This window comes from Collimonas sp. OK607 (assembly GCF_900111995.1).
Classification (GTDB): domain Bacteria; phylum Pseudomonadota; class Gammaproteobacteria; order Burkholderiales; family Burkholderiaceae_D; genus Collimonas.
In genome coordinates, this window is the sequence record NZ_FOKF01000030.1 from 12,315 (window position 1) to 31,479 (window position 19,165).

At 53.3% G+C, this 19,165-nt stretch carries 18 protein-coding genes; 4 read left to right on the forward strand and 14 right to left on the reverse strand.

From position 1 onward, the window contains the following. Window positions 1-120 precede the first annotated feature (120 nt). The 3 genes from BM029_RS26650 to BM029_RS18485 form a co-directional block, all read right to left on the reverse strand. Entirely contained in the window at window positions 121-444 is a 324-nt protein-coding gene (locus BM029_RS26650; protein WP_092438509.1) for a DUF4359 domain-containing protein, read from the reverse strand. 156 nt (window positions 445-600) lie between these two features. Further along, complete coding sequence (locus BM029_RS18480; protein ID WP_092438511.1) at window positions 601-939, reverse strand: PXPV repeat protein; 339 nt, start codon at window positions 937-939, stop codon at window positions 601-603. A gap of 75 nt (window positions 940-1,014) precedes the next feature. After that, window positions 1,015-2,589, reverse strand: a complete 1,575-nt coding sequence (locus BM029_RS18485; protein WP_092438513.1) for an ice-binding family protein — start codon at window positions 2,587-2,589, stop codon at window positions 1,015-1,017. A 431-nt stretch (window positions 2,590-3,020) separates the two neighbouring features. On the opposite strand from BM029_RS18485, the gene BM029_RS18490 reads away from it, so the two are divergent. The 3 genes from BM029_RS18490 to BM029_RS18500 all read left to right on the forward strand — a co-directional run bounded on the left by BM029_RS18490 (window position 3,021) and on the right by BM029_RS18500 (window position 6,740). Then, the gene (locus BM029_RS18490) at window positions 3,021-3,902 is read left to right on the forward strand and encodes a glycosyltransferase family 2 protein (protein WP_256381616.1); all 882 of its coding nucleotides are present in this window, start codon (window positions 3,021-3,023) and stop codon (window positions 3,900-3,902) included. Between the two features lie 165 nt (window positions 3,903-4,067). Next, window positions 4,068-5,555 carry a methyltransferase domain-containing protein gene (locus BM029_RS18495; RefSeq protein ID WP_092438517.1) on the forward strand — a complete coding sequence of 496 codons (1,488 nt, stop codon included), beginning with the start codon at window positions 4,068-4,070 and terminating at the stop codon, window positions 5,553-5,555. A gap of 57 nt (window positions 5,556-5,612) precedes the next feature. Continuing rightward, window positions 5,613-6,740, forward strand: coding sequence for a DUF2827 family protein (locus BM029_RS18500; RefSeq protein WP_092438519.1), 1,128 nt, complete (start codon window positions 5,613-5,615; stop codon window positions 6,738-6,740). A 6-nt stretch (window positions 6,741-6,746) separates the two neighbouring features. On the opposite strand, the gene BM029_RS18505 is transcribed toward BM029_RS18500, so the two are convergent. The 10 genes from BM029_RS18505 to BM029_RS18550 all read right to left on the reverse strand — a co-directional run bounded on the left by BM029_RS18505 (window position 6,747) and on the right by BM029_RS18550 (window position 16,525). Then, on the reverse strand, window positions 6,747-7,562 hold the full coding sequence (locus tag BM029_RS18505; protein WP_244545120.1) for a polysaccharide deacetylase family protein: 816 nt from the start codon (window positions 7,560-7,562) through the stop codon (window positions 6,747-6,749). 281 nt (window positions 7,563-7,843) lie between these two features. Further along, complete coding sequence (locus BM029_RS18510) at window positions 7,844-8,728, reverse strand: response regulator (protein ID WP_092438521.1); 885 nt, start codon at window positions 8,726-8,728, stop codon at window positions 7,844-7,846. A gap of 60 nt (window positions 8,729-8,788) precedes the next feature. Then, entirely contained in the window at window positions 8,789-10,882 is a 2,094-nt protein-coding gene (locus tag BM029_RS18515; RefSeq protein ID WP_092438523.1) for a PAS domain-containing hybrid sensor histidine kinase/response regulator, read from the reverse strand. 73 nt (window positions 10,883-10,955) lie between these two features. Then, entirely contained in the window at window positions 10,956-11,693 is a 738-nt protein-coding gene (locus tag BM029_RS18520) for a Crp/Fnr family transcriptional regulator (protein WP_092438526.1), read from the reverse strand. A 219-nt stretch (window positions 11,694-11,912) separates the two neighbouring features. Further along, on the reverse strand, window positions 11,913-12,497 hold the full coding sequence (locus BM029_RS18525) for a HutD/Ves family protein (protein WP_092438528.1): 585 nt from the start codon (window positions 12,495-12,497) through the stop codon (window positions 11,913-11,915). Window positions 12,498-12,566: 69 nt separating this feature from the next. Then, the gene (gene hutG / locus BM029_RS18530; RefSeq protein WP_170851136.1) at window positions 12,567-13,502 is read right to left on the reverse strand and encodes a formimidoylglutamase; all 936 of its coding nucleotides are present in this window, start codon (window positions 13,500-13,502) and stop codon (window positions 12,567-12,569) included. After that, the gene (locus tag BM029_RS18535; protein WP_092416995.1) at window positions 13,499-14,272 is read right to left on the reverse strand and encodes an amino acid ABC transporter ATP-binding protein; all 774 of its coding nucleotides are present in this window, start codon (window positions 14,270-14,272) and stop codon (window positions 13,499-13,501) included. Before BM029_RS18535 ends, hutG begins: the two co-directional genes overlap by 4 nt. Continuing rightward, complete coding sequence (locus BM029_RS18540; RefSeq protein WP_092438530.1) at window positions 14,269-14,937, reverse strand: amino acid ABC transporter permease; 669 nt, start codon at window positions 14,935-14,937, stop codon at window positions 14,269-14,271. Before BM029_RS18540 ends, BM029_RS18535 begins: the two co-directional genes overlap by 4 nt. Before the next feature lie 47 nt (window positions 14,938-14,984). After that, window positions 14,985-15,734 (reverse strand): transporter substrate-binding domain-containing protein, encoded by a 750-nt coding sequence (locus BM029_RS18545; protein ID WP_092438532.1) that lies wholly within the window; start codon window positions 15,732-15,734, stop codon window positions 14,985-14,987. 23 nt (window positions 15,735-15,757) lie between these two features. Continuing rightward, window positions 15,758-16,525 carry an IclR family transcriptional regulator gene (locus tag BM029_RS18550; protein WP_092438592.1) on the reverse strand — a complete coding sequence of 256 codons (768 nt, stop codon included), beginning with the start codon at window positions 16,523-16,525 and terminating at the stop codon, window positions 15,758-15,760. A gap of 305 nt (window positions 16,526-16,830) precedes the next feature. On the opposite strand from BM029_RS18550, the gene BM029_RS18555 reads away from it, so the two are divergent. Further along, window positions 16,831-17,613: a hypothetical protein gene (locus BM029_RS18555; protein ID WP_092438534.1), complete on the forward strand. Its 783-nt coding sequence runs from the start codon at window positions 16,831-16,833 to the stop codon at window positions 17,611-17,613. 112 nt (window positions 17,614-17,725) lie between these two features. Here the strand turns inward: BM029_RS18555 and BM029_RS18560 are convergent, their stop codons facing one another. Then, entirely contained in the window at window positions 17,726-19,120 is a 1,395-nt protein-coding gene (locus tag BM029_RS18560; RefSeq protein WP_092438536.1) for a WG repeat-containing protein, read from the reverse strand. Window positions 19,121-19,165 lie beyond the last annotated feature (45 nt).

Here is a 19,165-nt window from a genome sequence, read left to right on the forward strand (position 1 = left end):
GCGCGTATTACCAGTTGAATAAAGAGAACGTAAAATGCTTTTCTGGATCCGTCCCTGAGTTTTGTTGATCAGGGGCGGATCGATTCACAGAAGTACATGCCGAAAGCTTTCGCGATCCGTTTAATTTGGGTTTGCTTCCTGCGAATTTTTGGACGTTAATTGAAAGAAATTGCCAAGGATGCCTACAAATTTCAGATGTCGAGTCCCCAGGTTCGAGTCGTAAGTGCTGAACAGAACATAGTTATTTCTCACCGTGCTGCTAGTGATCAGGCTGCTAGCCACTCCGCCAAATAACGTTCCCAGTGTTCGGGTTACGTCATCCCGTTTATTGGCTTCCTGAGTGATTACCTGATGAATGTACTGCTCGTAGCTGTCTAGTTTGGGATTTGTGAATGCCAACAACCCGACAATCGATAGCACTACGATGGTTGATGATAATTTCATTCTTCGCCTCTACCTTTGCAGATTAAAATCCATGGTTCCAGACGCGACTAGCTCGTTTCATCGCTGGAACTATATGGTAACCGCCTCGCCGATAATAGCGATACAAATGTATGAATGTTCTCATGTCAACGCTCATGTAGTCAGGGTCAATAAAAATCAGTTGTCGTGGCCATGCTGTTCATTGCGGTCATGGTCATGGCCGCGGCGGCCCTGGTCATCATGCTCGCGGCGATCGTGTCCACGCTCTTCTTGCCACCGGTGCGCCCGCAGCTGGCGCTCCCGCCATTCTTGTTCATGTTCCGGCTGAATATAGACCGGGCGCGTTTGCACATAAACCGCTTCTGGCTGCACATACACCGGACGAGGCTGTACATAGACGCCCGGGAGCCCAATACTTACACCAACGTCGACGCCTCCTGCCATGGCCGGGGCCGTAAGTATCATCAGTGTGGCGCCTGCCATTATTCCTGCGGCAACGGTGAGATATTTCTTCATTTTTTACTCCTGAAAAATTGATTCGGGGCCAAAGATCGGCCGAAATGACTCAGCCGATCTTTGAGATTTCTGCTTTTAAGGCGCCGGCACGTTAATGATGGTGTTGGTCATTGTCACGGAAGCATTCAGCCCGACTGCCCTGCCGTTCAATACCACCGTTTGTACGTTACCGACAGTAGAGAACGAAACTGCAGATGAAGCGAGGATGGTTCCTACCATGGTGCCGCCGCCCGCTCCGTTAATCGTGGCAGACGTGCCGACCTGCCAAAATACGTTCTTGGCTTGCGCGCCGTTGATCAGGATGACGCTACGCGGCGCTCCCGGACCGCCCACGGTGAGCGTACTCGCAGTCTGGAAAACCCAGACGGCATTCGCATCGCCCTGTGCATCCAAGGTAAGATCCGACCCCGTTATCTGGAATGAGCCTCCTGCCGCTTGATAGGTGCCAGGGAAGAGAGTGAGACCGCCTAGTTGTCCGGCGCCAGGATCCGTCCCGCCAGGCAACGCAGCAGGAGACAGGTTGTTAAAGGCGGTCTGGGCGTCGCTTCTGGCCTGGGTTGCGATTGCGCATGACTGGACATTGATTGCAGCAGATGTCGGTCCAAGGGTAGAGACGGTGCAAGTGTAGATCTTACCGTTCACTGCGCCTTTATTGGATCCGGTTTCCGTATAAATATCTCCCGCCAGATCGTGGAATCCGGTCAGTGCTGAAGTCGTCGTCGATGTGCTTCCGATATCTCCGTTGACCACTGTAAGCGTTCCGGCATTGGTGGCGCCGGCGGAACCTCCCAGATTGCCGAAAGGGGCGGCTGCGCCAAGTGCTACCGGCCCTGTCGGCCCACAGTTGGTGGTGCCGGTTGTAAAAGTCCATATCTTGTCGCTGGCCAGTGCATTGCCCGCGAGATCTTTGAGGCCGCCGGATCCTCCGTGAATCGTGGCTGTATATGTGGCGCTAGCTGCAAGGCTGGCGGCAGGCGTAAAGGTCGCAATGTTGATCGCCGGGTTGTAGGCTGCGGTTCCTGCGATAGCCGCTGCGCCAGATCCTGTCACCGTAAAGGTTGCGGTGCTGACGGTTAATGGATCGATCGCTTTGTTGAAGGTGGCGTTGATAGATTTGTTGGTGCATACGCCTGAGGCGGCATCAGCCGGGTTGGTCGAAACCACTGTGGGAGATGTGGTGTCAGCGCTAGCCCCGGTCGTAAAGGTCCATACGAAGTTGCTGGCTAGCGCAACGCCTCCTGCATCCAGAGCCGCGGTAGTAATCGTGGCGGTAAACTGAGTGTTCGCTGCGAGATTGCCTGTTGGCGTGAAGGTTGCGCTGTTACCTGTGGGATTTAACATCACGCTTCCCGCTACTGCAGCTGCGCCAGGAGCCGCTAGCGTAAAAGTCGTTGCATTGATCGATGCCGGGGTCATCGCCTTGCTGAAGCTGGCAAGGATCTTGGTGTTGATCGCGATACCAGCAGCACCAGCGGCGGGATCGGTGAACGTCACCGCGGGCCGGCTCGTCTGCGGTGTTAAATCAGATCCGCCCGGGACCGGGGCGTGTCCGTTGCTATCTCCACCCCCTCCGCATCCCGCCGCCAGGCAGCACAGCAGCAATGTCATGAGCCATGTCAGGCACTTGCCGTAACTGTTGAATTTGTTCATATACTTCCCGATAAGTTAGAGTCTGATTGCGGATCGTGCCGTAGCTCGTTATAGGCTTGATTTTTGGCCAGATCCGTGCGGCCGCGCACATAGCGCTGGAAAGTTGGCTGGTCACGCGTCGCGGGAGATGACCTGGTAGCTTGGGAGGCAAGGGTATGGCGCAGCCGTGAACGGACAAGCGCCTGGCCACTGTCAATCGGAGCAGCCATCACACAATCACATCAGCAGCTTCTGGTTACACCGTTGGGGTGGAAAATGTGATGGCTGCTTTATCTGAAGTATGATCGTTTATTACAGGTATCGATAATTGCGCTATGCCAAAACACAAGTGTGCGCTGTAATTTTGTTTGCCAGACTAAGAATGTAGACACTAATGAATAGCCAATGCCCGCACTCGCCGATGGTTTCCATAATTGTTCCGGTATACATTTTTGCAGGAGTGCCTGCAGTCCTTGCTTAATCAATCCTTTACGGACATTGAAATCATTGTAGTAAATGACGGATCAACCGATGAGACATCGGCTTTACTGAAACAATATGAAAATTTCAAAAATATAGTCGTCTGTCATTTATCCCGCAATCGAGGTGAAGCCGCCGCCACCAACGTCGGGATACAGATTGCAAAAGGGAAGTACATCGCCCGGATGGACGCCGACGATATCTCTTTACCCGATCGTCTGTTTCTTCAGGTAGCAGCGCTGGAGAGCGATCCGGATCTGATACTGGTTGGCGCCCAAACTCAAGTCTTCGGACGCGATGGAGAGTCGACGACTAATTTATTTCTAGCTGATGGTGACATCAAGTGCGCTCTTCTGGTTGGTGGCGGTCATTTCGTAACAACCAGCGTAATTTGGCGCCGCGACTGGTTTATACAGAGAGGAATATGGTGGAACACGTCTTTGCCAAGTGCACGCGATCTCCGGTTCTGGTCAGATGCAATGCTGGCGGGGGCAAAATTCCGCAATTTGCCGGAAACGCTGGTCCGATACCGGATTCACAATGCCAATGCCAGTCATCAGGTGGAAGCAGTACGCCAGTCAAGTAGAAGCACTCGGGCCATGCTGCTTCGGGCGCTTTATCCTTCCCTGGACGAAAACGCCATATCAAACCTGGTTCCGGTCCTTGAAATTCAATTTGGCGATGTACATTTAAACGACGCAAATGCTTTGCTGACGGCCGAAAAAAGCCTCTTGCAGATGCGCTCGGAAGCCGTTTCGCTCTACGGTGAGAATCGGCGCATTTTGCGTGATTACATAGATCAGTGGATCAGCCGCGTGCAAAAACGAATAAATGTACTTGAGGGGGAAAACTAGTGCCAAGCCCATCAATGCAGCTCATGTATAGTGGCGACGGTCCGGTGCAGTTGCGCTCGGTCTGGTTTGTCGCCAATGAGTTTCCGTGTGGGACAGCAGAAAAGAGAGCGTCTTGGAATTCATCATTCAGAGCGCGATAATTTTTAATCAGGAGCCAGTCGTGCGATGAGTCACCCACAGTTTCATATATGCCTGATGAGTCGGTTCCTCGACGATATCGGCGAAGCCTATCAATGGGGTTTGCAAAGTTTGGGCTACGAGACAAGTTACGGGCTAAGCGTAGTCTCCCCGGATCGGATCAACTTGCTTTTCGCCGGGTTTGCGCTGCCGCTGTCGGAGTATCGCAAACATGGCATGGCGCGCGGGATCAATATCAATCTGGAGCAGGTAGGTTCCACCCATCCCCAGGTCGTGACGGCAACCAATTTTCATTTGATGCGACAACTCCCCAACTGGGATTACAGCCGCCGCAATATGTCCCTTCTGCCTCAGTATGGCATCGCCGATATGCAGCACGTCCCGATCGGCTACAGCCCGATATGGGAGCGGGTAAAGCACCAGCAGCAAGACATCGACGTGCTGTTTTATGGGAGCCTGTCGCCGAGGCGCCGCGCCGTCCTGGACAAGCTCGTGGCGGCGGGATTGCGCGTGGTATTTCCCGACACCGTCGACTCATGGAGTCGCGAGCAACGCGACGAATACATCGGGCGGGCGAAATTGGTGCTCAATATGCCTTATTACGACGAAGTTCACGTGCTGGAAGATGTGCGCCTGAGCTTTCTGTACGCTAACCGCAAGGCTGTTGTATCGGAAATCCGCCCCGACACTTACGCCGAGAACGATATGCTGGCCGGCTTGGCCGGCGCGCCCATCGACGCTTTGCCCGCATTATGTGTCGAGCTGTGCGCAGACCCTGTCCGCCGCGAAGAACTGGCCAACCGGGCATACAGCGCCATTCGCGGGCGCGATTGGCTGACCAGCCTGCAGGCGGCGGTCGACAATTATCTGGAACGTGAGCCGATCGGCTTCCTGGCCGTCAAGTCGGACCTCTCACCCCCGAAAAAGCTCAATATCGGCTCGGGCAAGACCTGGAAATACGATTGTCTGAATCTGGACATCATGCCTGAGCGCGGAGCCGACCTGATTTTCGACCTGAATCATTCTCTCGATCACCAACAGGTATTCGACAGCTGGCGCTTCGGCAAGATCAAGCTGGCTAAGGAGTCGTTCGATTACATCTTGTCCGAGCACGTATTTGAACACATTCAAAACCTTACGCAATGCATGCGCACTTGCCTCGATTTGTTGTGTGACGGAGGTATTCTGGAGGTCGAGGTTCCCTATGATCTGTCATATGGCGCCTGGCAGGACCCGACCCATGTGCGCGCCTTTAACGAGCGCTCGTGGCTTTATTACACCGACTGGTGCTGGTACCTCAACTGGCGGGAGTGCCGCTTCGATACTGTGAGTCTGGTCTATCTTTTGTCGCCCTACGGCGACGAACTTGCAGCCCAAGGCAAGTCGCAAGAAGAAATCGTCCGCCAGCCTCGTGCCGTCGATGCGATGCGCGTCAAGCTCAAGAAGCGCTTTTTGACCGAGGCAGAAAAAGTGCACCACGGTCAATTTTTCCGTGAAGTGATTGATAGTCTCTAAAGACGTTCTGCCTGTCGCCGCAGTCGGAAAATTCTCCTAATACCGGAATCTGAGATCATGAAGATAAACGTCGCCATCACTCTGAACATCAGTGACGATCCGCAGCAATCGATCTGGTACAACGGTGCCAACCAGAATTGTTTTTTCCTGTACCAGCTGCTGAGGAAGTCGCCGCTGGTCGATCAGGTCTGGCTGGTGCACAGCGACGGCATCAAGACCTATCCTGCCGGCCTGTTGATGGGAGACCTGCAGCGCGCGCTACGGCCCATATCGAGCGTCCTGGACAAGACAGATCTGCTGGTAGAGATGAACGGTTTCGTGTCGCCGGAACAGGTTGCGCATGTACGCCAGCGCAACGGCAAGGCGGTGTCGTTCCGCTTTGGCAACGACTACGTGATCGCTGTCGAGACCATGACCTTCGGACGCGACCAGTGGCAGCCCAATCCCCATCGGGTCACGTTTGACGAGCTGTGGACCAATCCCCAGCATGTCCATACCTGCAAGAGCTATTGGGAAAGCATCTATAAGGCCCCGGTGTTTGTGCTACCGCATATCTGGGCGCCTTATTTCATCGAAGCCGCGCTGGCGGAAAATCCTGAATTGCGGCAAAAATGGGGTTACCGAAACCACGGAGCCGCCAAGCGAGTGGCAATTTTCGAGCCGAATATCAATGTCGTGAAAAGCACTTTGATACCGATGCTGGCGGCCAATCAGTTTTATATCGCGCACCCCGATTTGCTGGCTCACGTCTTCATGACCAACACCTTCCAGATCAAGGAGAACAGCGCGTTCAAGCACCTCGCCCTTGGCCTTGAAATGGTCAAAGACGGCAAGGCCACGGCCGATCATCGCTTTCCGTTTTGCGCCTTCGCCGCCGAGCATACCGACATCGTCATTTCCCATCAGTGGGAAAACGGCCTCAATTACCTTTTCTACGATGCGCTATATGGCAGTTACCCGCTGGTGCACAATTCGCCCTACCTGAGCCAGGTGGGATACTACTACCGCGATTTTGATGTCGCCGACGGCGCCAGGGCGCTGGCCGAGGCTGTCCTGACGCACGACCGGCAAGCGACCGATTACGCTGCCAGGGCGCAGGCATTCCTGCGCAGCGTCGATGCTACATCGGAGGAAAACGTCGCGGCCTATACGCAGCGCATAGGTGCGTTGTTCGGCCGTCACTGACATTTATTACATTTTTTCCCACAGCCAGTTCCAGAACCCCGGCAGACGTACAACTTGCGCACTGTCACGCATGCTTCTTGCCAGTGCCGCACGCTCCAGCGCGGCCTTGTCGTCGTAAAACGGCTTGGCTGCAGTCGGCAGTTGGACCGCACGTGCGCAATCCATCAGTATTTGCAAATATTCCGCCATGTGATCGGCGGTGTAACTATTTATATCGTGAAAAGTGACCACCACCGGGATACTTCCATCAACCGTCGGCAACTCGCCTGCGGCAATCCGCTCGCGCACATCAGTCAACAGATGCAGCATGTTGGAGCGTCTGGTCGGGCTGGCCTTGAAGCCATATATCTTGCCATCGTTGGCGCTCAAATCCGTCAGTAAAATGTGCATGCCGTGCTGTTGGTAAGCGTCAAAAGTACGCTTGTCGTAGTTCCAGAACGGCGGCCGAACCAGTGTCGGTGCGCTTCCCTGGATGGCAGTAATGTCGGCAATGCCGACGGTTAGCGATTGCTCGAATATTTCGGGTTTGAGGAAACGATGGTTTGCATGGTGTGGCGTGGCGCTATGAAAGCCAAGCAAGTGACCTTCATCAATTTCACGCCGCATTATGTTTCGCCCAAAGTCTGTCTCACCGGCACCAGACGACCGGGTTTGCACAAAAAAGAGGGCTTTGATGCCGGGTTGTAGCTGATTGTGCGCGAGCGTATCCAGTATGGACAATGTCGGATTGTCAGTCCTTGGACGGGCAGGGCCATCGTCGAAAGTCAGCAGGAAGCGGATCGGCGCTTGAGATTTCAATCGCTCGGCAGTTTGAGGCGACATGGGAACTGGTTGAATAGCGCAACCTGTAGCGCCGATCGCCACGGCAATCACGATCAAGCCGGAAATGATCCTTTTGATATGTCGGGATGATATTGAGATTGCGTTGTGCAATGGCACGGATGAAGCGAGCAGCGAAGACATACGGTGACAGGTAGTAGGGTAGCGGTTGTTTTTTTCGGAGGGCGAGGCGGTGCCAATGTTACGACATCGACCAGCGTTGTTAGTTAGTTATTACAAACAACTACAGTTACGGTGATCGTATCGCTAAGATGAGAATCGCGCTAGTCGGCACTGCCATCGATTTTATCCGTGTCGCTGCGCAGATGTTTTTCTTCCTGATCGCGACGCATGCGGTCGGTGACGTCCATGCCGATTCCGCGATAGCCGATAAAAAGGCTGGTTGAATCGAACATCGGCTCACCGCTGACTTGAAGATATTGCAGGGTGCCGTCGGCATTGGTGCGACTGTAGACAAAATCGAGGAATGGACGCCGGTTTGTAATGTTGTCGTTCAGTTGCGCACGTTCTGCTTCATTCCATCGCCCGGTCGCTGCGATGCCGGTGGCGCCAGGGGTGTTGTCTGCGTCGATTCCGAGCATTTCAAAGACCGGGCCGGACACTTTGGTAAATGTTCCCTGCGAATCCTGTTCCCAATACCAGTCCGATGACAGTTCCGTCAAACTCTTGAAGCGCGCTTCGCTCTCGCGCAATTCGGCCGTGCGTTCCAGCACTGTCTGTTCCAGTATCTTGTTGTAATTTTCAAGTTTCTGATACAGCAGCCGAACTTCCAGCATGTTGTGGATGCGTGTCTGCACTTCAATCAAGTCAAATGGTTTGCTGACAAAATCTTTGGCGCCAGCTTGCAGCGCACGCAGTTTGTGAGCCGGTTGCGCCGTGATGACCAACACCGGCAAATAGCCCGTCGTTTCGATTTCCTTCAAGCCTTCCATAACCTGGAAACCATCCATATCCGGCATTTGCAAATCGAGCAAAATCAAGTCGTAGCGATGTTCCAGATGCAAAGGACAGACTGTACGTGGATCCATCGTCGATGTGATGCGTTCGTAACCAGCCTTGCGCAGCATTTGCTCCAACAGCAGCACGTTAGCTTCCTGATCATCGACGATCAAGATGCTGGCCTTTAGAATTTCGGATGCTTCAAGCATTACGTTATTCCCAAAAAAATCGTTCACCTACAACTAAATCAAGTGGCATTTCGTTACTGCCTAGGCACCGCTCGGCAAGCCAATTTGTTCTGCATGGCGCAATGCAACGTCGAGAGCGTCCATAAATTCGATGACATCGATTGGTTTTGTCAGATAGCGGAAGAAACCGGCATCCATACCCTTCTGAATATCGCGCGGGACGGCGTTGGCCGACAGCGCCATGATCGGAATGTGCGCCGTTGCCGAATCTGCCTGCAAAATTCTCAAGGCGCCGTAACCGCTGATGCCGGGTAAATTTATGTCCATCAAAATCACGTCCGGCTGATGAACGCGCGCCATCTGGATACCCAGATGGCCATTGATAGCCGTCAATAATTTCAAATCGCCGCGCCGCGCAATCAATTGCTCGACCAGGACCAGATTTGCCGGATTGTCCTCGACATAGAGCAGCGTGCGTTGGGACTGCAACGCATGCGCCGTAACATGATCCAGTTGATGTGCATGGTTTTTGTCGATGTCGTCAAACACTAGTTCCGGCGCGCTCGATGCGGGCAATTCGACCCAGAATACGCTGCCGACACCGACGTTGCTTTCAACGCCGATGACACCGCCCATCAACTCGACCAGTTGTTTGGTGACCACCAGGCCGATGCCGGTACCTTCTTCGATACTGCTCTCTTGCCCGAGCCTGTTGAACGGCTGGAATAGTTGCGCCAGCTGTTCCGGCGCCAGGCCGGCCCCGGTATCTGTAACGCTTACGCGGACCCGGTCTTTACCGCTCATCGCGCATTTGACAATCACCTTGCCATCCACCTGATTGTATTTAATCGCATTCGACAGCAGGTTGACCATCACTTGCTTGACCCTGGTCCGATCGGCATGAACATAAAATAGATCGTCAAGAAGCGGGAAGGTCATCTGCACCCCCCGTTTTTGCGCCTGCGGCTCGATCATTGCCTGGCAATCCTGTATTACCTCGGTCAGCGACATCGACTCTTGCGACAACGTCACTTTGCCCGACTCGACCATCGCCAGATCGAGAATTTCATTGATCAGACGCAGCAGATACCATCCGGCTTGCAAAATCTGGTCGATCGACGGCTTCTGCGTCTGTGACGGCGGCGGTGTATCGGATGCCATCAACTGCGCGAATCCGAGCACTGCATTAAGCGGAGTGCGTAATTCATGGCTCATGCTGGACAAGAAATCCGATTTCGCCAAATTGGCCTTTTCCGCAGCCGCTTTTGCATTTTCCAGTTCGACGTTATTTTCTTGTAGCTTGGTTTCGAATTGCTTGCGATCGGTGACGTCGCGGGCTGCCGCGAAGACGCCTTGCAACTTGTTGTCGCGGTTATGGAAGGTGGTTGCGTTGTACGAGACTACCGTTTCCGTGCCGTTCCTGGCGTGGGCGGTCAACTCGTAATTGGTCACCTTGCCTTCGTGCAGGACGCGGGTGATGGCAGCCTCGGCACGCTCGGGGTCGGTAAAATAATTCTTGAATGGCGCTCCGATCAATTCCTCGCGCGTGCAGCCGGTCAAGGCTTCCATCTGCTGGTTGACGTCGCTGATGATGCCGCGCGGATCGGTCGTCATCAAGGCGTCGATATTCGATTCGATCAATGAGCGTGTGTAGAACTGCTGGTCGCGCAGACGCTGATCGAGTAGCGCCTGTTCCGCTTCGACTTGTTTGCGCGCCGTGTTATCGGTGCCTATCAAGAGGTAGCCGATCACTTTCTCTTGCGCATCGCGCAGCGCGGTGACTGACACCATCGCCGGAAAGCGACTGCCGTCCTTGCGGATATAGGTCAGCTCATAGATATCTTCAATGCCGCGCGAGGCCTTGAACACCAGCGCTTCAAAGCCCGGCGTGATCTGGGTGTCCAGCTCAAGGCTCAGGGAAGCCGCACGCGCGATCAATTCCTGCGCATCCGAAATGCCCGCCGGCGTGATTTTGTCTACCACGTCCTCTGCCTTGTAGCCGAGCATGCGTTCAGCGCCGACGTTGAAAATCTGGATCACGCCTTGGGCGTCGGTGGCGATGCAGGAGAAATTGGCGCTGTTGAAAATGGCATCTTGCAGAGCACCCGCTTTCAGCAATGGTTGCTGTATAGCTTGTGGTGCCTGTGCGGCAGACGTGTTTTCTATGGTGGGCATAAATTCAGATTCTGGTGGACCTACAACTGAGCGCTAGCCTCGGCTCAAACAAGGTAATTCTGAATCTGTAATGTCAGGGCGCCGGCTTGCCTTGGCGCTGGTGTACATCGGACAACAAGCGGGCAAATTCTTTCTTGACGACGTCATAGCACTCGCAGACGTTGCTGGTCAGGCCCGCGCGGTCCAGCACAGTGATATGGCCGCGCCGATAACTGATAATGCCGCGGCTCTGCAACTTACCTGCCGCCTCGGTGACTCCCTCGCGCCGCACGCCCAGCATATTGGCAATCAATTCCTGCGTCATCGTCAATTCGTTCGTGGGCAGGCGATCCAGTGTCAGCAGGAGCCAGCGACACAATTGCTGGTCCAGCGAATGATGGCGATTGCACACGGCGGTCTGGCTCATTTGTGTGATCAGAGCCTGGGTGTAGCGCAGCAGCAGACGCATCACCGGTCCGGCACGATTGAACTCTTCCATCAATATGTGCGATTTGAGGCGATAGCCATGGCCACCGGTCTGCACCACGGCGCGGCTGGGGGTGGTATCGCCGCCCATGAAAAGAGAAATCCCTAATATTCCCTCGTTGCCAACTCCGGCAATTTCGGACGAGCCGCCGTTTTCCAGGATGTAGTGCAGCGAGACAATCGATGTGGTTGGAAAATAGACGTACTGCAGCTTGCCGCCGGAATCGTAGAGCAGGTCGCCCAGCCGCATCGGGATTAATTCGAGATGCGGTGCCAGGCGATCGAATTCTGCGTCAAGTAACGCTGCCAGGAGGTGGTTCTGGTTGGGATCGTGTGTGCTGAACATATTCTTCTTCCTGCCCCCCAGTCTATACCTGGCTGATCGTAAAAGGCGGAAAACGAAAGAATGCCCGAGTCAGGCAAGGTAACATACCCAACCTGTCCATCTGGAAAGATTGGGTCTTGGCACTACGGAATCTGCGTTATTGCCCGTAACGGCTTCGAATGGTGCCAAATAACAACGTTTTCGACGTGTTGAGCGCATTAAAGAAATCAATGCGAATCATCAGTTCGAGACGTCAAATATATTGGTCACCATAACTTCTGCCTCCGTGGCATCAAGCGTGAGTTCCTGATCGGGAGCCGTTAGCAGAACTGCATCCCCCGGGGCTAATTGCACGACACCTGATTTCGGAAGCAGGATGTGCGGTGCGCCTTTAACGATGTATAGCAGGCTGGTATGGCCAAGATGAGGAGCGCACAAGGTGCCGGCAAACGCGAAACGGTGAAGCTTATGGGTGTGAAGGCGTCGCCGGGTCATCACGTTGAAATCGGTGACAGCCCCGGCGAGCAGGGATGAGCCTACCGTCTCTTCGCCGGCAAACTCAAAGATGGGGGCTTCAGGTGTCAACGTAAATTGCCTGGCGTCGTGGCTGATCAATAACTCTCCACCTTCAGTGAGAGCCAGCGATCGGTCAACTCCAGGAAAAATCGAAAACCGGCCGGCAGTACTGACAGTTGCCACGCTGATGCGCCACTCGAAGTTGTCGAGAGAGCTATTGGCCGGACAACGAATTATCTCTCGTGTAATGCCGCCGCCGTTCTTCCACGGCATGACGGCTTGGGCTGCTTTCGATATTACAATCAGCAATTCTGATCTGCTCCGGTTATCAATTGCCTGGGACGGCGTTATGCACACGTTTCAGGCGAAAATGTGAACTCAACCAGGTTGAAGTAAAGCATGTGCCAGGCGCGCTGCCACTTTCGCGGTGAGCCCGTCGCGATCATAGGTTGGATTGCATTCCGCAATGTCAGCGGCGATCAGCTTGCCGGAATCCTTGGCGATCCGCATCAGGTATTCCACTTTTTCGAGTTGCATGCCCAAGGCCGCAGGCGCGGACACTCCTGGCGCTTTCTCGGCAGGTAAGACATCCAGGTCAATCGTCAGGTAGACAAGGGTCGCAGTTGCGAGCTGCTCCTGCAGTTCTCGTCCGAAATCGGCCAGGTTGCCATAAGCGATTTCGCTATCCAATTTGAAATGCACACCCAGTTCCCGGGCGCGGGAAAATAGTGCGGGTGTGTTGCCCAACTGGCTGATGCCATAGCAAAGATAGTTGAACTCAACGCCGGCCTGACGACACCATTCGGACATTTGTTTAAATGGGGTGCCCGAACTCGCCTGATCGGATTCTCGCAAATCGAAATGTGCGTCAAAATTAATGATAAGCAACCGTTCAGTGCGCAACGTTTGATCCAGATGGCCCGCGATGCCCAGGAAGGTGCCGTACGCGACCTCGTGCCCGCCACCCAATACCAAAGGGAATACGCGCTGCGAAAGCGCCTGCTTGACGCGATCGGCCAGCCGCAGCTGTGCTTGCTCCAGTTCCCCGTCAACGCAACTGATGTTGCCGGCATCGAACAGGCACTCAATGCCATGCGCCGGAAGATTAGCCAGCATGCGCCGGATCGCATCGGGGCCTTGTGCGGCACCGATGCGTCCATGATTGCGAAGCACTCCTTCATCGCAGGAAAAGCCGATCAAGGTAGCGTTGTTTTCGGATGAGGCATTAAACGGCATGACGACCTGATGCAGACGACGTGTGTCGCCTGCGCTGTCGGCATCTTGCCGGCCGGCCCAAATGGATTGATCTATCATGCGGCGCTGCTTTGCTGATTCCGGGACAATACCGCCTGCAGGAAGCTGCGGGTGCGGTCTTCGCGCGGGTTGACGAAAATCTGGTCTGGCGGCCCCGATTCTACGATGCGGCCGTGATCCATCACTACGACAATATCCGCGACTTCTCTCGCAAATCCCATTTCATGCGTGACGACCAGCATTGTCATGCCTTCGTTGGCCAGGGCCTTCATGACTTGCAGCACTTCGCCGACAAGTTCCGGATCTAGCGCGGAAGTCGGCTCGTCGAACAGCATGACTTGCGGTTTCATCGCCAGTGCACGCGCGATAGCGACCCGTTGTTTTTGTCCGCCGGACAGAGTGGCGGGCATCGCGTCTGCCTTGTGCGCAAGTCCGACTTTAGCCAACAGTTCACGCGCCAGGGTTTCAGCGCTTTGCTTATCCATGCCTTGGATCTTGCGCGGTCCGACGGTGACGTTACCCAATACCGATAAATGCGGGAACAGGTTAAACGATTGAAACACCATACCGACTTGTTCTCGCAAATGGTTCAAATCATGATCGGACAACATGCGGCCATCGGTCAGCAGCTTTTTTTCACAAATTTCGATATCGCCTTCTTCAGCAACTTCCAAGCCGTTACAGCAACGTAACAGTGTGCTTTTTCCGGAGCCGCTGGGGCCGATGATGACGATCACTTGCGACGGATGGACTTCCAGGTCGATGCCGTGCAGGATGCGGTTACCTGAAAACGATTTTCCAAGTCCATTTAATTTGATGATGGATTTCATTGCACTGCTCCTCCGGCTCTCAAGTGACGCTCTATTCTTTGCAACGCCATGCTGGTCAGGCTGGTCAATACCAGGTACACCAGAGCGATAGCTAAATACACTTCAAGCGACCGATACGAAACACTGATGATTTTTTGGCCTTCGTGCATCAGGTCGGCGATAGTCAACAAGGAAACCAGTGCGGAATTCTTGATCAATGCGATGAATTCATTACCCAAAGGAGGAATCATCCGCACCACCGCCTGCGGCAGAATGATGGTGCGCATGGCTGTTCCAGCGGACATGCCGAGCGAACGCGCAGCTTCCATCTGTCCCTTCTCAATCGATTGAATCGCACCCCTGACAATTTCCGAGACGTAGGCGCCGGAATAAATTCCCAGTCCTAGAATGCCGCATACAAAAGCTGGCAGCAGGATGTTCAGTTCGGGCAGGCCAAAAAACAGAAGAAATAATTGCACCAGCAGCGGTGTTCCTCGAATAAAGGTTACGTAGGTTGTGCAAAGTCCGTAGCGTACCCGTTTGCTTGGGTCAAGCCGACCCATGCCAACCAGCAGCCCAAGCACGCACCCCATCAGCAGCGACGCCGAGGTAATTTCTACCGTGACTAACGCGCCATGTGCCAAATCGGTCCAGCCGGCGAGGACTGGTAAAAAATCAAGGCTCAATTGTATTTCTCCTCGTTCAACATCATTATTGTGATGGTCGGCCGCGATTATTTCGCAGACGAATCAAGCCATTTTTTGACTAGTTTGTCGTAGCTGCCATCGAGTTTTGCTTTCTTCAGCGCAGCGTTCAATGCCTGGGTTACTTCAGGTAAATCTTTCCTGACCGCGAAGCCGTACAATTCGACGCTGACTGGCTTATCGATAACTTTCAGGCCGGGCCGCGCTTTCACATATTCCAGGGCGGCCGGTTTTCCGGTGACCGCTGCGTCGGCGCGTCCAATTTCGACCAGGTTAAACATCTCCTGGTTTTTTTCGACTTCCACGCGGTCGACCTGCGGGAAATATTCCTTGAGATAGTTCACCGATTTGGTGCCCACCTGAACCGCGATATGTTTGCCATTCAGATCGGCTGGTTTAAGTATGGTGTTGTTGCCGTTCTTTACGACGATAACCAGGCCACCGGGGTAATACGGATCGGTAAAATCCACCACCTTGCGCCGATCTTCGGTGACATAGATTGCCGAGGCGGCGACGTCGAACCGTTTCGAAATCAATCCCGGGATCAGGCCTTTGAAGTCGATGTCAGTCCATTCGATTTTCTTGCCCATCGATTTGGCCAGCGTCTCCATCAATTCGATATCGAATCCGGTTCTTTTCCCATCTTTGAAAAACTCGAAGGGCGGGAAAGTCGAATCGGTTACAACCCGAATGACCCCTGCGGACTGGGCGTTAGCCAGTACTGGCACCATAAAACCGACTGCGACGGCCAGTGCAATGAAAAAGCGGCGATGATTCATTTTTGTCTCCTGAAAAATACTTACTAATATAGTTTTAAGCACTCACTGATGACGAGTGCCGTCTTGACCGTCAATCCAATCAATTCTTGTTGCCTGTCTTCGGCTCTGATAGCTGGCGACATCAAGGTAATGGCACCTACCATGTGATCCGATTTACTAAAAATGGGAGCACTGATACCCCATACGCCCATGTCTACTTCACCCTCGCTCACCGCATATCCTTGAGCACGTATCTTTGCCAATTCTTCGCGCAGGAGTTGCTGCTCTTTTGGTTGCCCTGGCAATGATCCCGCAATTACGTCATCAGCCATCGGTGTAGATAAATGCGCCAGCAATGCTTTAGCGGAAGCTCCGCGCAGCAATGGCTGCGAACGTCCCTTTGAAAACGAGCAACGCAAGGAGTGCTGGCTTTCCACCATGTCGAGACACATCACCTGATTGTTGACGGCGACCATCAACCCGACGCTTTCCCCGCACCGCATCATCAATTTTTCCATTTCCGGGCGGGCATGGGCGACCAGATAGGAGGTGTGATCAAAGCCCCAGGCGAGTTGCACGCTGAATGGGCCTGGTGCGTAGAGATTATCTTGTTCTTGTATCAGTCCCCATTTCTTAAGGGGAAGCAAATGCCGATATAACGTGCTCTGAGGCAACTTTGTTGCATCTTTAAGTTGCTTGACCGTGATCGGCTTGCCATGCCGGGCGATAACGGAAAGCACCATTAGTGACCGTTCGCTGGTTGGAGTAGCTGAAAGAGGGCTCTCCAAATCTGATGAATTGATCTTGTTCATGAACTTATCATCGACCACAATTCCCATAAATACAAATTTAATTCCCAAATTATGGGACTGTAATTTTCGAGCCGATCGGGCTCTCTGGGAAGGGGAAGATCAAACACGTTAAACCGGCGGCCGTATCGAGGTAGGTGGCGGTTTGGCGACCAAGGTCGCCAAGAAGTCCTCTATAGTAACGCTCGATATATCTTGTGCGCCATGTCGGCGCGGCAGCTCTGCACAACCCTGTAATTCATGCATGAGCGAAGGAAACCTGACTTGATGAATTTTTTTATAGATGGAATAAGAACATGAGAAGTTGGATGAAAACTGCTGTACTGATGTGGGCGTATGCCAGCGTTACCACAATCGCATGCGCGCAAGATGCTACGGCATATTTAAACGCAAGCGAGGAACTCCAAAGATTGAGCTCGCTGGCGACGCCAGAGAGCGGTATGCCCCGTATGTCCGATAAAAAAGTGGCGGCCCTGATTTCTACGCTGTCAAACAGTCGGCTATTTTTAGACTCAGCGCCTTATCAACTAAAAGACCTGAGCGTGTTGATGAATATTTGTGGAAAATCGAATGCAGCGGTGATGTCATATATGCTGTTCGACCTAAAAAATAATATCGATCCGAATGGTGATCCAAATCTGTCTGCGCTGCAGATGCAGAAAGTCGTCATAAAAAATGCTCACACTTTCCAGGATGAGTTGGAGCAGTTGCAGCCTTTCTCCTTGCGGTGCGGTGCAAAAATGAATCCGTTGCTAACCGAATTTTTACTATCGCTGAAACCAGAAGAGCTTACAGATATACGACTTGCCGGGCTCAAACAAGCACAAAATGGAACGATGAATTCCTTGTTTGGCGTCCTGTTGATGAGTAACGACCCTACGCTCAAAATATCCTATCGTTCTCTGATGCTTCAGGCGGCGAGTGAAGCTGCGGCATCCAACGCAACGATATTGCCGCTGACAGCTCGTCGAAAAATCATGGAGCTCGCTAAATCTGCGCAGCCCAATGCGCCGGAAGAATTTCATAATGGTCTTGAAGGTATTGTCGAAGCGATGAGCGATACGCGTTGTGAGGGAATGTGCCGGTTCTGAGTAGAACCGGATAGAGCTCTTGCACAAGCCAATGCTTCGATATTTTAGTTTGCAGAGCGGGCGGCATTCGCCATATCGCGATCGGCGATCATGCCCGCGTCTGGCTTTTCAACTATGGCATTTCCCTTGAAGACCAGATCGTCTTGTTGCGGAGCACGTCGATAAATCGTTCAGTTCCGTCCTGGTCAATCACAGATTTGAAGACTGCCTTGCCGCTCCGGTCGAAGTAGTCTTTACAACCGTCTCGCTCTTTTGGCACTGCAAGTACGTCGCCTTCAAACCATGCATACTCCTGTGCATATTCCGGTGGTAAAAACAGTCTTCCCTTGGTATCGATTTTCAACCATCGATCACCCTTCTTGACTTCAGCTATGCCCTCGTCGAATCCGTGGATCGCTTCGTACTCAAAGGGTATGACGGTTTTTCCACTTTCATCGATAAACCCCCAGCGCTCCGCCGATTTGACTGGAATCCTGCCGTCCTTCAGCCACTCGACTGCCTCATGGACAGGCGGGACGATCACTTTGCCAAGATCATTTACCAATCCCACGCGGCCATTCCGGGTAATCATGGTCGTGCCGTTCGACCAAACGGAAATATTGTCGTAGAGCGGTGGCAGGATGATCCGGCCTTGATCGTTAACCAAGCCTTGTTTGCCGTCATGCCAAAAGGTGAACGCGGCGTGCTTCTGGCCGTCGATTCCACTGGTATGTCCTGGATCGATAATTTCGCGAGATGTCATCTCCAGCAATCGGAACGTAATGCCATCTTGTACCAAGATCTTGCGATCCTTGGTAATCGCGATGTAACCGTCTATCGTGCGTGTTTTCCGGTTCTGGCGATCCAACAGATTGGCCGTGCGTTGCAACGGGCCGTACTCAACCTGTGCAACGAGGGCACCGTTTGCCAACTCCAGAAAGCCGGGCTGGCTGGGATGCACCTTGCGAGAGGCAAGATCAATCCATCCGCTACCGCTGTCTGTCATGTAGACGGCGACCTGCGGCGACAACACCAATAAAAGGTCGTTTCGACTCTTAACCTCGAATAGGGTTTCACCGCTGCGGTCAATTAATATTTGGCGATCGTCAAGCAGGGGAACCGCAGCAAAACCAAATCGAAAATCGGGAGCGTAGGCTGCCGTAAAATCGAAAGCAGGTTCACCCTTTTCATTCAGATAAAAGTAGACGTTGCCAATCCGGGCCGGCCATAGCCCCGCGGTTGATGGGCTAATCATATCGAACACAGCCGGAAGTAAGGTTTTCCCTTGCAAGTCGACCGTACCCACCTTGCCATGGTTTTTTACGCGAATCACGCCGCGTTCCAGATAGATGTCGGTCTGATCGTATTGAGGTGCGATCAATACTTTGCCAGCTTCGCTGAAAATGCCGAAACGGCCTTTGCCGCAAAACGAGTGATAGGTTTTCCGTGGTTCTTCGGCCCGGACAAGTTGAGCGGCCAGAAGCAGATAACAGGCGAATGCTGTGAACAACGATTTGAAAGCACGCATATAGATGGTTATGTTTGTGGGTTACAGCTCGATTAAAGTGAAGTC

Bases quoted from the DNA above. Each gene is read 5' to 3' on its own strand.
- BM029_RS18510 (WP_092438521.1), bottom strand. From the start codon at position 8,728: ATGCTTGAAGCATCCGAAATTCTAAAGGCCAGCATCTTGATCGTCGAT.
- BM029_RS18535 (WP_092416995.1), bottom strand. From the start codon at position 14,272: ATGAAATCCATCATCAAATTAAATGGACTTGGAAAATCGTTTTCAGGT.
- BM029_RS18515 (WP_092438523.1), bottom strand. From the start codon at position 10,882: ATGCCCACCATAGAAAACACGTCTGCCGCACAGGCACCACAAGCTATA.
- BM029_RS18520 (WP_092438526.1), bottom strand. From the start codon at position 11,693: ATGTTCAGCACACACGATCCCAACCAGAACCACCTCCTGGCAGCGTTA.
- BM029_RS26650 (WP_092438509.1), bottom strand. From the start codon at position 444: ATGAAATTATCATCAACCATCGTAGTGCTATCGATTGTCGGGTTGTTG.
- hutG (WP_170851136.1), bottom strand. From the start codon at position 13,502: ATGATAGATCAATCCATTTGGGCCGGCCGGCAAGATGCCGACAGCGCA.
- BM029_RS18505 (WP_244545120.1), bottom strand. From the start codon at position 7,562: ATGTCGCCTCAAACTGCCGAGCGATTGAAATCTCAAGCGCCGATCCGC.
- BM029_RS18550 (WP_092438592.1), bottom strand. From the start codon at position 16,525: ATGAACAAGATCAATTCATCAGATTTGGAGAGCCCTCTTTCAGCTACT.
- BM029_RS18485 (WP_092438513.1), bottom strand. From the start codon at position 2,589: ATGAACAAATTCAACAGTTACGGCAAGTGCCTGACATGGCTCATGACA.
- BM029_RS18495 (WP_092438517.1), top strand. From the start codon at position 4,068: ATGAGTCACCCACAGTTTCATATATGCCTGATGAGTCGGTTCCTCGAC.
- BM029_RS18560 (WP_092438536.1), bottom strand. From the start codon at position 19,120: ATGCGTGCTTTCAAATCGTTGTTCACAGCATTCGCCTGTTATCTGCTT.
- BM029_RS18555 (WP_092438534.1), top strand. From the start codon at position 16,831: ATGAAAACTGCTGTACTGATGTGGGCGTATGCCAGCGTTACCACAATC.
- BM029_RS18545 (WP_092438532.1), bottom strand. From the start codon at position 15,734: ATGAATCATCGCCGCTTTTTCATTGCACTGGCCGTCGCAGTCGGTTTT.
- BM029_RS18500 (WP_092438519.1), top strand. From the start codon at position 5,613: ATGAAGATAAACGTCGCCATCACTCTGAACATCAGTGACGATCCGCAG.
- BM029_RS18480 (WP_092438511.1), bottom strand. From the start codon at position 939: ATGAAGAAATATCTCACCGTTGCCGCAGGAATAATGGCAGGCGCCACA.